Source organism: Streptomyces sp. NPDC048565 (assembly GCF_040650935.1).
Lineage (GTDB): Bacteria > Actinomycetota > Actinomycetes > Streptomycetales > Streptomycetaceae > Streptomyces.
This window is the reverse complement of record NZ_JBEZIH010000048.1, coordinates 15,807-31,055: the sequence shown is the minus strand read 5'-3', so window position 1 is coordinate 31,055 and position 15,249 is coordinate 15,807. Positions and strand designations below refer to the sequence as shown.

At 68.9% G+C, this 15,249-nt stretch carries 7 protein-coding genes, 1 tRNA gene and 1 rRNA gene; 7 read left to right on the top strand and 2 right to left on the bottom strand.

The features are described from left to right. Positions 1 to 88, top strand: a 5S ribosomal RNA gene (gene rrf / locus AB0C75_RS35060); the annotation flags it as partial. A gap of 200 nt (positions 89 to 288) precedes the next feature. Beyond that, positions 289 to 361: transfer RNA gene (locus AB0C75_RS35055), tRNA-Thr, on the top strand. A gap of 66 nt (positions 362 to 427) precedes the next feature. Here the strand turns inward: AB0C75_RS35055 and AB0C75_RS35050 are convergent. Further along, positions 428 to 1,324, bottom strand: a complete 897-nt coding sequence (locus tag AB0C75_RS35050) for an SDR family oxidoreductase (protein ID WP_362896445.1) — start codon at positions 1,322 to 1,324, stop codon at positions 428 to 430. 127 nt (positions 1,325 to 1,451) lie between these two features. Here AB0C75_RS35050 and AB0C75_RS35045 point away from each other — a divergent pair, with 127 nt between their 5' ends. Beyond that, a complete protein-coding gene (locus AB0C75_RS35045; RefSeq protein ID WP_362896443.1) occupies positions 1,452 to 1,733 on the top strand; it encodes a helix-turn-helix domain-containing protein in 282 nt (93 codons plus the stop codon). A gap of 130 nt (positions 1,734 to 1,863) precedes the next feature. Here AB0C75_RS35045 and AB0C75_RS35040 read toward each other — a convergent pair whose 3' ends face one another. Beyond that, positions 1,864 to 4,482, bottom strand: a complete 2,619-nt coding sequence (locus AB0C75_RS35040; RefSeq protein ID WP_362896441.1) for a SpoIIE family protein phosphatase — start codon at positions 4,480 to 4,482, stop codon at positions 1,864 to 1,866. 414 nt (positions 4,483 to 4,896) lie between these two features. Between AB0C75_RS35040 and AB0C75_RS35035 the strand changes: the two genes are divergently transcribed. From AB0C75_RS35035 to AB0C75_RS35020, 4 genes are all read left to right on the top strand, one after another. Beyond that, positions 4,897 to 10,326 (top strand): HAMP domain-containing protein, encoded by a 5,430-nt coding sequence (locus AB0C75_RS35035; RefSeq protein ID WP_362896439.1) that lies wholly within the window; start codon positions 4,897 to 4,899, stop codon positions 10,324 to 10,326. 244 nt (positions 10,327 to 10,570) lie between these two features. Continuing rightward, positions 10,571 to 11,251 (top strand): response regulator, encoded by a 681-nt coding sequence (locus tag AB0C75_RS35030; RefSeq protein WP_362896437.1) that lies wholly within the window; start codon positions 10,571 to 10,573, stop codon positions 11,249 to 11,251. Positions 11,252 to 11,361: 110 nt separating this feature from the next. Further along, positions 11,362 to 14,148 carry a DNA translocase FtsK gene (locus tag AB0C75_RS35025; RefSeq protein WP_362896436.1) on the top strand — a complete coding sequence of 929 codons (2,787 nt, stop codon included), beginning with the start codon at positions 11,362 to 11,364 and terminating at the stop codon, positions 14,146 to 14,148. A gap of 213 nt (positions 14,149 to 14,361) precedes the next feature. Further along, complete coding sequence (locus AB0C75_RS35020) at positions 14,362 to 15,162, top strand: RodZ domain-containing protein (protein ID WP_362896435.1); 801 nt, start codon at positions 14,362 to 14,364, stop codon at positions 15,160 to 15,162. The last annotated feature ends 87 nt before the right edge of the window (positions 15,163 to 15,249 follow it).

Here is a 15,249-nt window from a genome sequence, read left to right as displayed (position 1 = left end):
CGGTTACATTCCGAACCCGGAAGCTAAGCCTTTCAGCGCCGATGGTACTGCAGGGGGGACCCTGTGGGAGAGTAGGACGCCGCCGAACAATTATTACGGACTAGCCCCGTGCCCTTGTGGCACGGGGCTTTTCTGCGTTCTCCTGTCGTTCTCCCGCGTTCTTCCGTATTCTTCCGTGCCCAGATGTACCCCGTGAGGCGCCCGCGCCGATCCGGAATCGCAGGCCCCGGCGGTTTTGAGCATTGCCGTGTTCGGGGTATGCTTTATCTCGTTGCCGCAAGGCAGCAGGCCCCAATAGCTCAGTCGGTAGAGCGTCTCCATGGTAAGGAGAAGGTCTGCGGTTCGATTCCGCATTGGGGCTCAGCACAGAGAAAGGCCCCCGCCACCGGCGGGGGCCTTTCTCATGTCTGCGACGGCCTGAGACTCCTCAGTGGCGGAAGTAGTACCCGGCGTCCAGGTCCTCGATGAGGCTCGGCCCGCTGGGTGCCCAGCCGAGCAGTTCCTGTGTGCGCGTGCTGGACGTGAGGGCATCCATGGCGAAGACGCGGCTGATCCAGCCGAAGTGCTGCTGGGCGTCCTGCGGTGAGATCGAGGCGACGGGGGTCCCGAGCCCTCGTCCGATGGCTTCGGCGATCTCCCTCGTGGAAACCCCTTCCTCGCCCACCGCATGCAGGAGCGTGCCCGCCGGGGCCTTCTCCAGCCCGAGGCGGGTGAGCTGCGCGGCATCCGACCGGTGGACCGCGGCCCAGCGGTTCGTGCCGTCGCCGATGTAGCCGGCGACGCCCTTCTCACGGGCGATCGCGACCAGGGCCGCGATGAAGCCGTGGTCCCCGTCGCCGTGCACGGTCGGGGCGTACCGGACGCTGACCGTGTTCACGCGGCGGTCGACGTACTCCAGCGCCAGGTTCTCGCTGCCGCCTCGGGGGGAGTCCGGGCCCTGGAAGGGGGACCTGTCGTCCTCGGTCGCGGCCCGGCCCTGCGCCAGGCCGGCGACACCGGACGCCAGGAGGAACGGACGGTCCGAACCGGCCAGGACGTCGCCGATCGCCTGCACAGCGGCCCGTTCGGCCTGATTGGAAACGGCGGGGTTGTCGAAGTCGTGCTTGTTGGCGAGGTGGAGGACGGCGTCGGCGGTGACGGCGCCCTTCCGGATGCTGTCGAGGTCGTCGAGGTCGCCGCGGCGGACCTGGGCACCTTTCGCGTCGAGGGATGCGGCCGAGGTGTTGGAGCGGGCGAGCCCGACCACCTCGTGGCCGGCGGCGAGAAGCTCGTCGACCGTGGCCGAACCGATCCATCCGGAAGCTCCGGTGACGAAGACGCGCATGTGAATGATCTCCTTCGGTGCTCGAAACCCTGTGACGGGGCAAGCGATGTCATTGACTGTCGTCAGTCGCTGACATCACAGTAACTCCAATGTCAGCTGCTGTCATCGCCATCACTGGAGTGGGGGCATGATGCGTTGGGAGCCCGGGGCGCGGGAACGGCTGCAAGCAGCGGCGACGGACCTCTGCATCAGTCGCGGCTACGAGAGGACGACGGCGGCGGACATCGCCCAGGCCGTCGGGATGTCGGAACGGACGTTCTTCCGCCGTCTCGCCGACAAGCGCGAGGTCCTCTTCAGCGGCCAGGAACTGCTCGAGCAGGCGTTCCTGGACGGTGTGGCCGCGGCGGCGCCGGACGCGTCACCGATCGGGATGGGCGAGCTCGTGGCGACGGTCACCGGCGCGGAGTGATCGGCGCACCGGTGGATCGACGGGGCGGGCCGCCGCCCGACGGCGCCCCGGACCGGCGGTGGCGTCACGCCGCGCCCCCTGGCACCACAGGCGGTGCCAGGGGGCGGTCCGGCGCGCTACCGGACACGACCTAGGGGAGGGTGTGCGGCTCCGGGACGCGCATGGCCAGGATGGCCATGTCGTCGGACGCGGGCTCAGCCGCGAAACGCTCGACGGCCCGCAGGATGCGCCCGGCCACCGCGCCGGCCGTCAGGCCCGTGCACATGGAAAGGACGTCGGCCAGGCCGTCGTCGCCCAGCATGCGCGTGCCCTCGCGGCGCTCGGTCACTCCGTCGGTGACGCACAGGAGCACATCGCCGGGCTCCAGAGTGACCTCTTGCTCGAAGAGTTCGAGGTCCTCGATGACTCCGAGCAGCGGCTGCGGTTCGGCCGCCGCTTCCACGGAGCCGTCCTGGCGCAGACGCAGGGGGAGCGGATGGCCGGCGCAGACCACCTTCAGGAGAGCGCTGCCGTCCTCCTGGGGCCACAACTCCCCGTAGAGCAGGGTGAGGAAGCGGCTGCGCGCGCCCTCGTCCAGGATGGCGGCGTTCAGGCGCTCCAGCACCGCGGGGCCGCTGAACCCCTCGCGGGCCAGGAGGCGCAGGGCGTGACGGGCGAGGCCAGTGACGGCTGCCGCCTCGGGGCCCGTACCGCAGACGTCACCGATGGCGAAGCCGTAGGCGCCGTCGCGGATGGGGAACACGTCGTAGAAGTCGCCGCCCACTTCGTTGCCCTCGCCCGCGGCACGGTAGATGACCTCGATCTCGACGTTGGGCACATCGGGCAGGCCGGGCGGGAGCAGGCTCCGCTGCAGCGACTGGCTGATGGCCATGCGCTCCGAATACAGACGGGCGTTGTCGAGGGCCAGGGCGGCCCGTCGTGACAGGTCCTCGGCCAGCTCCAGGATCTCCTGGCGGAAGTGCTCGTCGGACGGCTTGCCGAGCGTCAGCATGCCGATCACACGGTTCCTCGCCACCAGTGGCAGGACCACCGTCTCGCCGCCGACAGCGGCCGCCGTGGCAAGCGTCGTACGGGTGGCCGCCCCCATGCTCAGAGGCGCGTCCCTGCTCAGGGTGCGCGTGGAGGTGCGCAGGGCGGCCTGGTGGCCGGCTTCCGTGGGCGCGGCCCACAGGCGGGCGCCGGGGGCCGGGACGGGGTCAGGCGGGGCGATGGAGGAGAGCAGAGCCTTGAGGCCGTCGATGCGTTCCTCGTCCTCGTGGAGTACGTAGGACAGATACGGCTCCGACGACTGGTCCGCGATCGTGTAGACGGCGCACCAGGTCGCCAGCGTGGGCACGGTCATCTGTGCCATCAGCGCGAGGGTCTGGTCCCTGTCCAGGGTGCCGGCCAGCAGATCGGACGCCTCGACGAGGAAGGACAGCGAGCCGCGGCGCAGGCGCTCCAGCTCGCCCAGCCTGGCCGACTCGACAGCCAGCGCGATGCGGTCCGCGGCGAACTGCAGCCGCAGGGCCTCCTCGTTGGAGTACCGCCCGGCTGCCTCGGCCGCGACCCCGAGGGATCCGGTGAGGCGGCCCTCGACCTTGAGCGGGACCGTGACGACCGAGCGCATCCCGGTGTCGACGAGCAGGGGTACGGCGCCCGGGACGACGGTGAGGTCCTCATGGACGGCGGGCATACGGGCGGAGCCGTAGCGGCCCGTGCCGGCCTCGACAGGGACCCGTGCGAAGCGCTGGCGGGCCGAGGGAAGGCCGGTGGTCGCACGGACCTCCAGCTCGGTCTCGTCATCGGTGGCCAGCAGCAGGAAGGCGGCATCGGCGTCCAGCATGTCGCGGGCGCGCTCGACCGTGCGCTGCAGCAGTCCGTCGAGGTCGTCGGGAGCGGGGGAGCCGATGAAGATCTCGAAGGGATCCGTACTGCGGTTTTCGGCCGAAGTGTCGGACACGGGGGCGCGCACCGGTGTCTGCAGCACGGCGCGTTCGTAATCGCGTACGAGGAGGCAGACCGTGGAGGGCTCGCCGTCGGGATCGCGGACTCTGAGGTGCGAGGCGTACACGGGGATGACACGTCCGTCGGCGCCGCGGATGCCGTAGCTGCCCTCCCAGCGGGAGAGCTGCAGCGCGTCGGCGATGCCGGTGTTGGTGCCCGGGGTGTGCGGCCACGCCACGAAGTCGGTGAGCTGCTTGCCGTCGACCTGGTCCGCGGCGTATCCGAAGAGGAAGGACGCGTCCTCGTTCCACGAGGCGATGGAGCCCGAGCCGTCGATCTGGACGACCGCCACCCGTACACGCTGTTCGGCGACCGGCAGGAGAGCGGTGGGCAGGACCGGGCTCGCCGAGCGGATGCCCACGGGGCGTTCCGGAAGATCGAGCTGGAACCAGACGTGCTTGTGCGTCGGGGTGTACTCGACGCCCCAGCGGGAAGCGAGAGCCGCGCAGAGGAGCAGGCCACGGCCGCCCTCGCGGTCCGGGCTGCCGAAGTCGAGACCGGAGCTCTGGAGCGGGACCTCCCGCTCCGGGTAGTGGTCGGAGACCTCGACGCGTACGCCGTCCTCGGTGCGCAGGCAGAGCACATCGGCCGCCGTGCCCGCATGCACGACCGCATTGGTCACGAGTTCACTGGTAAGGACGACGGCGTCGTCAACGACGTCGGTGTAACCCCACCCCTGAAGGGTGTCGCGGACGAACGCGCGGGCGGTCGCGACCGAGCGTCCGACCGGATCGAAGGTGGCAGCCGCGCGCGCGGTGATCACAGCACTCCCCATATGGTGTCTCGTCGCTTCCCCGAGTCCTGTGCCCGTATATCGCCGCTTCGATTCGTCTGCCAGGCTAGACGTTCGCCCGACGTCCCGGGTACACGAGGGCAGACTTGGGTACACGGGGCACTCGACGGTAGTGCGCCGGGCGCACAACTGTGGGCCCCCCGGTGAGGGAAATGGGACGACCGTGAGACCTTCCTCGCCCTCCCGTTCCGGCCTGGTACGTTTCAACGATTTGACGACCGCATAGTCACCCGTTGACGGTGTGCTGTGGCGGTGAGCCAAAGTGGAAGTGGGCAAGCTTCCGATAACGGCCCGAGCGATACGGTCAACCCCTGCGGGAGGGACACGGTGGAGTCTGGCGTGGCGGCGCGGGGTTCAGGAACGCGCACAAAAGGCGGGCAGTCCGTGAAAAAGCAGCGCAATGGGACCATCGACGTGGACGCGGCGGCTCTGAACAGACTGCTCGCGGCCCTCGTGGCGATGCGTGACGGCAACTTCCGCAGGCGGCTCACCGTCTCGGGCGACGGCGTACTCACGGAGATCGCCGCGGTCTTCAACGAGGTCGCCGACCGTAATCTCCATCTCACGGGCGAGCTCGCCCGTGTGCGGCGCATGGTCGGGCGTGAGGGGAAACTCACCGAGCGTCTGGAGACCGGCGCCTGCGAGGGCTCCTGGGCGGCCGCGATCGACGCCTCCAACGAGCTCGTCGACGACCTGGCGCGACCCGTGTCCGAGGTCGGCCGGGTACTCTCCGCGGTCGCCGACGGTGATCTCGAGCAGCGGATGGAACTGCGCACGCACGCGGTGGACGAGACCGTACGTCCCCTGCGCGGTGAGTTCCTCAAGGTCGCCCGCACCGTCAACAACCTGGTCGACCAGCTGTCCGCGTTCACCGAACAGGTGACGCGCGTCGCGGTCGAGGTGGGCACCGAGGGCAAGCTGGGCGGGCAGGCTCAGGTGCGCGGTATGTCCGGGTCCTGGAAGGACCTCACGGACTCCGTCAACACCATGGCCTACCGGCTCACCGCACAGGTGCGAGACATCGCCCTGGTGACGACGGCCGTGGCCAAGGGGGACCTGTCACGCAAGGTCACCGTCCATGTGGCCGGTGAGATGCTCCAGCTGAAGAACACCGTCAACACGATGGTGGACCAGCTGTCGTCGTTCTCCTCCGAGGTGACCCGGGTCGCCCGTGAGGTGGGCACCGAGGGCGAACTGGGCGGGCAGGCGACGGTGCCCGGGGTGGCAGGGGTCTGGAAGGACCTCACCGACTCCGTCAACACGATGGCCGGGAACCTGACGTCCCAGGTGCGTGGCATCGCCGAGGTGACGACGGCCGTCGCCAACGGCGACCTGACCCAGAAGGTCACGGTGAGCGCCCGGGGTGAGGTCGCGCAGCTCGCCGAGACGATCAACCAGATGACCGAGACGCTGCGCACCTTCGCGGACGAAGTGACACGTGTGGCCAGCGAGGTCGGTGGCGAGGGGCTGCTCGGAGGCCAGGCCCAGGTGCCGGGTGCTGCCGGCACCTGGAAGGACCTCACCGACTCGGTGAACACGGTCTTCCGGAACCTGACGACCCAGGTGCGGGACATCGCGCAGGTGACCACGGCGGTGGCCAGCGGTGACATGACGCAGAAGGTCACCGTCGACGTGGCCGGCGAGATGCTGGAGCTGAAGAACACCGTCAACACGATGGTCGACCAGCTCCAGGCCTTCGGTTCGGAGGTGACCCGGGTCGCCCGGGAGGTCGGTGTCGAGGGCCGTCTCGGCGGTCAGGCCGAGGTGCCGGGTGCGGCGGGGACGTGGAAGGACCTCACCGACTCGGTGAACACCGCCTTCCGTAACCTCACCGGCCAGGTGCGGGACATCGCGCAGGTGACCACGGCCGTCGCCAACGGTGACCTGTCGCAGAAGGTCACCGTCGACGTGGCCGGCGAGATGCTGGAGCTGAAGAACACCGTCAACACGATGGTGGCGCAGCTGTCGTCGTTCGCCGACCAGGTGACGCGGATGGCGCGGGACGTGGGCACGGAGGGCCGCCTCGGCGGTCAGGCGCGCGTGGACGGCGTCTCGGGTACGTGGAAGGAGCTCACGGACTCCGTCAACTTCATGGCGGGGAACCTGACCTCCCAGGTGCGCCAGATCGCGCAGGTGACCACGGCGGTGGCCCGGGGTGACCTGTCGCAGAAGATCGACGTGGACGCGCGGGGCGAGATCCTGGAGCTGAAGAACACCATCAACACGATGGTCGACCAGCTCTCCGCCTTCGCCGAGCAGGTGACCCGGGTGGCCCGTGAGGTGGGTACGGACGGGCGGCTCGGCGGTCAGGCCCAGGTGCCCGGTGTGGCCGGCGTGTGGCGCGATCTCACCGACTCGGTGAACGGCATGGCGGGGAACCTCACCGCTCAGGTCCGTAACATCGCGCAGGTCGCGACGGCGGTGGCGCGCGGTGACCTGTCGCAGAAGATCGACGTGGACGCGCGGGGCGAGATCCTGGAGCTCAAGAACACCCTCAACACCATGGTCGACCAGCTCTCGAACTTCGCCGAGCAGGTGACCCGGGTGGCCCGTGAGGTGGGTACGGAGGGCATCCTCGGCGGTCAGGCCGAGGTGCAGGGTGTGTCCGGTACGTGGAAGGACCTCACGCAGTCCGTCAACGGCATGGCGAACAACCTGACGCTTCAGGTCCGCAACATCGCGGAGGTCACCACAGCGGTCGCCAAGGGTGACCTCTCCAAGAAGATCACCGTCGACGCCAAGGGCGAGATCCTCGAACTGGTCACCACCGTCAACACGATGGTCGACCAGCTGATGAACTTCGGTGACGAGGTGTCCCGCGTCGCCCGTGAGGTCGGCACGGAGGGCATCCTCGGCGGCCAGGCGCGTGTGCGTGGCGCCACGGGCATCTGGAAGGACCTCAGCGAGAACGTCAACCTGATGGCCAACAACCTGACCAGCCAGGTGCGCAACATCTCCAGGGTCTCCTCCGCCGTCGCCAACGGCGACCTGACGAAGAAGGTCACCGTCGAGGCGCGGGGCGAGGTCGCCGAACTCGCCGACACCGTCAACACCATGGTGACGACCCTGTCCTCCTTCGCCGACGAGGTGACCCGGGTGGCCCGCGAGGTGGGCACCGAGGGAGAACTGGGCGGCCAGGCGCGCGTACCGGGCGTCTCCGGCACCTGGAAGGACCTCACCGAGTCCGTGAACTCGATGGCGTCCAACCTGACCGGCCAGGTGCGCCAGATCGCCACGGTCACCACGGCCATCGCCAAGGGCGATCTCACCAAGAAGATCGACATCGATGCGCGGGGCGAGATCCTGGAGTTGAAGAACACCATCAACACGATGGTCGACCAGCTCTCGTCCTTCGCCGAGCAGGTGACCCGGGTGGCCCGCGAGGTGGGCACCGAGGGACAGCTGGGCGGGCAGGCCCGGGTGCGGGACGTCGACGGGACCTGGCGCGACCTCACCGAGTCGGTGAACGAGATGGCGGGGAACCTGACCCGTCAGGTTCGCGCCATCGCGGCCGTCGCCACCGCGGTGACCCGCGGCGATCTCAACCTCAAGATCGACGTCGACGCGGCAGGCGAGATCCAGGTGCTGCAGGACAACATCAATACGATGATCGCGAATCTGCGCGACACCACCCTGGCCAACAAGGAGCAGGACTGGCTCAAGGGCAACCTCGCCCGGATCTCCGGTCTGATGCAGGGCCGCCGCGATCTCGACGACGTCGCCTCGCTGATCATGAGCGAGCTGACCCCGGTGGTCTCCGCGCAGCACGGTGCGTTCTTCCTGGCGATGACCACGGGGGACGGCGACGAGGTCGGGTCGGACGGCGGCAGGGAGAGCTCGTACGAGCTGCGTATGCGCGGCAGTTACGGCTACTCGGCCGGCTCCATGCCGACCTCATTCCGGCCCGGGGAGACCCTCATCGGCACAGCGGCCGAGGAGAAGCGGACGATCCAGGTGGACAACGTGCCGCCGGGCTATCTGAAGATCTCCTCCGGGCTCGGCGAGGCACCGCCGGCGCACGTGATCGTGCTCCCGGTGCTCTTCGAGGGCCAGGTGCTGGGCGTCATCGAGCTGGCGTCGTTCCAGCCGTTCACACACATCCAGCGGGACTTCCTCAACCAACTCGCCGAGATGATCGCCACGAGCGTCAACACGATCAGCGTCAACACCAAGACCGAGAAGCTCCTCGAACAGTCCCAGGAGCTCACCGAGCAGCTGCGCGACCGCTCCCAGGAGCTGGAGAACCGGCAGAAGGCGCTGCAGGCCTCCAACGCGGAGCTGGAGGAGAAGGCGGAGCTGCTGGCTCAGCAGAACCGCGACATCGAGGTGAAGAACACCGAGATCGAGGAGGCGCGCCAGGTCCTGGAGGAGCGTGCCGAGCAGCTCGCCGTCTCGATGCGCTACAAGTCCGAGTTCCTGGCCAACATGTCGCACGAGCTGCGTACGCCGCTCAACTCGCTGCTCATCCTGGCCAAGCTGCTCGCGGACAACGCCGAGGGCAATCTCTCGCCGAAGCAGGTGGAGTTCGCCGAGACGATCCACGGGGCGGGCTCGGACCTGCTCCAGCTGATCAACGACATCCTCGACCTGTCCAAGGTCGAGGCGGGCAAGATGGACGTCAGCCCGACCCGGATCGCGCTGGTGCAGCTGGTCGACTACGTGGAGGCGACGTTCCGGCCGCTGACCGCGGAGAAGGGGCTCGACTTCTCCGTACGCGTGTCGCCCGAGCTCCCCGCCACGCTGCACACGGACGAGCAGCGACTGCTCCAGGTCCTGCGCAACCTCCTGTCCAACGCGGTGAAGTTCACCGACAGCGGCGCCGTGGAGCTGGTCATCAGGCCGGCCGGTGCCGATGTGCCGAACGCCATCAGGGAGCACCTGCTGGAGGCCGGCTCGCTGCGTGACGCCGACGGCGACCTGATCGCCTTCTCCGTCACCGACACCGGAATCGGGATCGCGTCCAGCAAGATGCTGGTGATCTTCGAGGCGTTCAAGCAGGCGGACGGTACGACCAGCCGCAAGTACGGGGGGACCGGCCTCGGTCTCTCCATCAGCCGTGAGATCGCCCGTCTGCTGGGCGGGGAGATCCACGCGGCGAGCGAGCCGGGACGTGGTTCGACCTTCACGCTGTACCTGCCGCTGCACCCGAGCGAGCTGCCTCCGCAGGGCTATCCGCAGATGGGGCCGGGCCCCATCGAGGTCCACGCGGGTTCCGCCGAGGGCGCCCTGCACCTGGAGGCGTCGCAGGACACCGGGGCCGGGCAGCCCCTGGGCGACCCGGCCAACTCCGCAGGGGTGTTCAGGCGCCGGCGCAAGGCCCTGGGCGGAGCCGCACAGCGCCCCGCGCTGGCGAACGGCAGGTCCGAGGACGAGGGCGCGTCGGAGGAGTGGGTGCAGAGCCCGCAGGAGGAGCCTGAGCCCCGCCGGACGTTCCACTTCCACGCGGAGAAGGTGCTGATCGTCGATGACGACATCCGTAACGTCTTCGCGCTCACCAGCGTGCTGGAGCAGCACGGGCTCTCGGTGCTGTACGCGGAGAACGGGCGCGAGGGCATCGAAGTCCTGGAGCAGCACGATGATGTGACCATCGTTCTGATGGACATCATGATGCCCGAGATGGACGGTTACGCGACGACGACGGCGATCCGGCGCATGCCTCAGTTCGCGGGGCTGCCGATCGTCGCACTGACAGCGAAGGCCATGAAGGGCGACCGTGAGAAGGCGATCGACTGCGGAGCCTCCGACTACGTCACCAAGCCGGTCGACTCCGACCATCTGCTGTCGGTGATGGAGAAGTGGATGCGCGGAGAGTGACCCGGCGGCGAGCGGTTCACCGGAATCCACCGGCCGGCTGTGTGCGGACGGGTGTGAGTGAGTGGATTCCGGGGAACCTTCTGGTCTTCGGCCGCGTTTTCGCTATGTGCACAGTGACATCGCGGTGACAGGGTGTGGTGACGGGCGGGGTGCAGCTACCATGACCGGCACAAGGACGGACGGCGTAAGGGAGTCGTCCCCTGGGGCGGCACCCGGTGCGATGCCGGGGCGAGGAGGGCGGGCCATGGTGCAGAAGGCCAAGATCCTCCTGGTCGATGACCGGCCGGAGAATCTGCTGGCGCTGGAGGCCATCCTCTCTGCGCTCGATCAGACACTGGTACGGGCATCGTCAGGGGAGGAAGCGCTCAAGGCGCTGCTCACGGACGATTTCGCGGTTATTCTGCTGGACGTACAGATGCCCGGCATGGACGGATTCGAGACGGCCGCACACATCAAGCGGCGGGAGCGGACCCGGGACATCCCGATCATCTTCCTGACCGCGATCAACCACGGTCCGCACCACACCTTCCGTGGTTACGCGGCGGGTGCGGTGGACTACATCTCGAAGCCGTTCGACCCCTGGGTGCTGCGCGCCAAGGTCTCGGTCTTCGTCGAGCTGTACATGAAGAACTGCCAGCTGCGTGAGCAGGCGGCACTGCTGCGTCTCCAGCTCGAAGGCGGTGCCCACCAGGGGGCCGATGAGAAGGAGCCGGCCGGCCTGCTCGCCGAGCTCTCGGCGCGGCTCGCCGCGGTCGAGGAGCAGGCGGAGGCGCTCTCCAAGCAGTTGGACGACGAATCGGCGGACGCGGCGGCCGTGGCCACGGCCGCGCATCTTGAGCGGAAGCTCACCGGACTGCGCCGCGCGCTCGACGCGCTGGAGCCCGGTGCGGGCGGATCCGCGGCGCCCCTGCCCTCGCAGAGCTGACCCCCACCGGCTGAGGGTGCGTCAGTTGAGCGCCTCCGCAAGGGCGACACGGACGGGTGAAGCCGTAGGCACACGTGTCCACAGGCGCCGACACCGGTAACCTCAGTCACATGGCCTCACGTACGTCCGGCAAGGGTTCCCTGGGTACGGCGGGCACCGCGAAGAGTGCCGGTCGTACCCAGGGACCGGCGAAGAAAGCCGCGCCCGCCAAGAAGGCGGCGGCGAAGAAGACGACGCCCGCCAAAAAGGCACCAGCCAAGAAGGCGGCGGCGAAGAAACCCGCGCCCAAGCCCGCGCCGTCCCCCACGGGGGGCGTGTACCGGCTCGTCCGTGCCCTCTGGCTGGGTACCGCGCACGGTGTCGGGGCGGTGTTCCGATCCATAGGGCGTGGCGCGAAGGGACTTGACCCGGCCCACCGCAAGGACGGACTGGCTCTGCTGCTCCTGGGGCTCGCGCTGATCGTGGCGGCGGGCACCTGGTCGCATCTGCGGGGCCCTGTCGGCGATCTCGTCGAGATGCTCGTGACCGGTGCGTTCGGGCGGCTCGATCTGCTGGTGCCGATACTGCTGGGCGCCGTCGCCGTGCGGCTGATCCTCTATCCGGAGAAGCCCGAGGCCAACGGCCGTATCGTCATCGGACTCTCCGCGCTCGTCATCGGTGTGCTCGGCCAGGTCCACATCGCCTGCGGATCGCCGTCCCGTCAGGACGGGACCGACGCCATGCAGGACGCGGGCGGTCTGATCGGCTGGGCCGCTTCCCAGCCGCTCGTCTTCACGATGGGCGAGGTGCTCGCCGTCCCGCTGCTTCTGCTGCTGACGGTCTTCGGACTCCTGGTCGTCACCGCGACCCCGGTCAACGCCATCCCCCGCCGGCTGCGGCAGCTCGGCGTCAGGCTCGGCATCGTCGACCCGGTGTACGTACCGGGCGAGGAGGACGGGAGCGACGACGAGCGGTACGAGGAGCAGTGGCGCGACGCGCTGCCCGAGCGCTCGCGGCGGGCCTCGGCACGGCGCCAGGAGCCGGACGGGGCGTACGACGCGGACCAGGCCGAAGGCGAGGCGCCGGCCAAGCGCCGCCGGTCGCGCAAGCCGTCCGCGCAGCCCGCGATGAACCGCTCCATGGACGCCGTGGACGTCGCGGCGGCCGCGGCCGCCGCGCTCGACGGGGCGGTACTCAACGGCATGCCCCCGTCGCCGGTCGTCGCCGATCTGACCCAGGGCGTCTCCACGGACCGGGACCGGGAGCGGACCGGCAGCACTCCGGTCCCCGGTGCGCGGTCGGCACAGAAGACACCGTCCGGCGACGGCCGCGCCGAGAAGAGCTCCCCGTCCTCGGGCGACGGCGTGCCCGATCTGACGAAGCCCGCCCCCGAGCGGTCCGAGCCGCTGCCCGCCCGTGCCGAGCAGCTGCAGCTCTCCGGCGACATCACCTACTCGCTGCCGTCGCTCGACCTGCTGGAGCGCGGAGGCCCCGGCAAGACGCGCAGCGCAGCCAACGACGCGGTCGTCGCCTCACTGACCACCGTCTTCACGGAGTTCAAGGTCGACGCGTCCGTCACCGGCTTCACCCGCGGCCCCACCGTCACGCGGTACGAGGTGGAACTCGGCCCCGCGGTCAAGGTCGAACGCATCACCGCCCTCACCAAGAACATCGCGTACGCCGTCGCGAGCCCGGACGTCCGGATCATCTCCCCGATCCCCGGCAAGTCCGCCGTCGGCATCGAAATCCCCAACTCCGACCGGGAGATGGTCAACCTCGGTGACGTGCTGCGCCTCGCGGACGCGGCCGAGGACGATCACCCCATGCTGGTCGCGCTCGGCAAGAACGTCGAGGGCGGCTACGAGATGGCCAACCTGGCGAACATGCCGCACGTCCTGGTCGCCGGTGCGACCGGTTCCGGCAAGTCCTCCTGCATCAACTGTCTGATCACCTCGGTCATGGTGCGGGCGACGCCGGAGGACGTACGGATGGTGCTCGTCGACCCGAAGCGCGTCGAGCTCACCGCCTACGAGGGCATTCCGCACCTGATCACCCCCATCATCACCAACCCGAAGAAGGCCGCCGAGGCGCTCCAGTGGGTCGTGCGCGAGATGGACCTGCGCTACGACGACCTTGCGGCCTACGGCTTCCGGCACATCGACGACTTCAACCACGCGGTACGCACGGGCAAGGCCAAGACGCCCGAGGGGAGCGAGCGGGAGCTCTCGCCCTACCCGTATCTGCTGGTCATCGTCGACGAGCTGGCGGACCTCATGATGGTGGCCCCGCGCGACGTCGAGGACTCCATCGTCCGTATCACCCAGCTGGCACGCGCCGCCGGTATCCACCTGGTGCTCGCCACGCAGCGGCCCTCGGTCGATGTCGTGACCGGTCTGATCAAGGCGAACGTGCCCTCCAGGCTCGCCTTCGCCACCTCGTCGCTCGCCGACAGCCGGGTCATCCTCGATCAGCCCGGCGCCGAGAAGCTCATCGGGAAGGGTGACGGCCTGTTCCTGCCCATGGGGGCGAACAAGCCGACCCGCATGCAGGGGGCCTTCGTCACGGAGGGCGAGGTCGCGGCCGTCGTCCAGCACTGCAAGGATCAGATGGCGCCGGTCTTCCGCGAGGACGTCATGGTCGGCACCAAGCAGAAGAAGGAGATCGACGAGGACATCGGCGACGACCTCGATCTGCTCTGCCAGGCGGCCGAGCTGGTCGTGTCCACCCAGTTCGGATCGACATCGATGCTCCAGCGCAAGCTGCGGGTCGGCTTCGCGAAGGCGGGCCGGCTGATGGACCTGATGGAGTCGCGCAACATCGTGGGCCCCAGCGAGGGCTCCAAAGCACGCGATGTCCTGGTGAAACCCGACGAGCTCGACGGCGTGTTGGCCGTCATTCGTGGGGAAACCGCTCCGTAGGAGCGTTGCGGGCAACCGTTTCGCCCGGCCGTGCGTCAAGTTGAAGGGAGGAGTAGCGGGATGATCCGCCCCGTGCTCCGTCCTGTGTCCTGCCCGAGGGGTTTCCCGGCGAACCCGATGGCGTACAAAGTCGTCGCTCCCGGTTGCCCCACCCTTTCGTACCACCCCTAGACTGAACATCCAGCAGGTGGCTCACGCTCGAAAGGCGCCCCCGTGTCCATCGGCAACTCCCCCGAAGACGACCGGCCTTCGATCGGTCGCGCGCTTCAGCAGGCTCGTATCGCCGCAGGTCTGACGGTCGAGGAAGTCAGCAGCTCCACCCGGGTGCGCATCCCCATCGTGCACGCGATCGAGGAGGACGACTTCTCCCGCTGCGGCGGCGACGTGTACGCCCGCGGCCACATCCGTATGCTCGCCCGCGCCGTCCGGCTCGACCCCGATCCGCTGATCGAGGAGTTCGACGCCGAGCACGGCGGCCGTCCCGCGCCCACACCCGCGGCCCCGCTGTTCGAGGCGGAACGGATCCGCTCCGAACCCCGTCGGCCCAACTGGACCGCGGCCATGGTGGCCGCGATCGTCGCCGTGGTCGGCTTCGTCGGCTTCACGCTCTTCAACGGCGATGACGAGGGCTCGGGCTCGGCACAGGTCGCCGAAGGCTCGACCCCCGACAAGGCCACGGCCAAGCCCACCCGGACCAAGCCCGCCGACCCCAAGCCCGCTCCCTCCGAAAGCGCCATCGCCGCGGCTCCCCGCGACAAGGTGACGGTCAGGCTCAGCGCCAACTCGGGCAAGAGCTGGATCTCCGCCAAGGACCACAACGGGCGGGTGCTCTTCGACGGTCTGCTGGCCGAGGGGGACTCCAAGACCTTCCAGGACAAGGAGCGGGTCGACCTCGTCCTCGGGGACGCCGGGGCGATCGAGCTCTTCGTGAACGGCAAGCAGGTCGACGACCAGTTCGAATCAGGTCAGGTCGAGCGGCTTTCGTACACCAAGGGTGACCCCGAGGTCGGCTGACCTCGCCCCCCGTTCTTCTCCCGACCCGTTCTTCCGACGGTGAGTGCCCGGCAGGTGCCGGGTACTCACCGTTCTCGTTCTCCACCG

Coding starts and splice junctions, on each gene's coding strand:
- AB0C75_RS35050 (WP_362896445.1), bottom strand. CDS start 1,324: ATGCGCGTCTTCGTCACCGGAGCTTCCGGATGGATCGGTTCGGCCACG.
- AB0C75_RS35045 (WP_362896443.1), top strand. CDS start 1,452: ATGATGCGTTGGGAGCCCGGGGCGCGGGAACGGCTGCAAGCAGCGGCG.
- AB0C75_RS35030 (WP_362896437.1), top strand. CDS start 10,571: ATGGTGCAGAAGGCCAAGATCCTCCTGGTCGATGACCGGCCGGAGAAT.
- AB0C75_RS35025 (WP_362896436.1), top strand. CDS start 11,362: ATGGCCTCACGTACGTCCGGCAAGGGTTCCCTGGGTACGGCGGGCACC.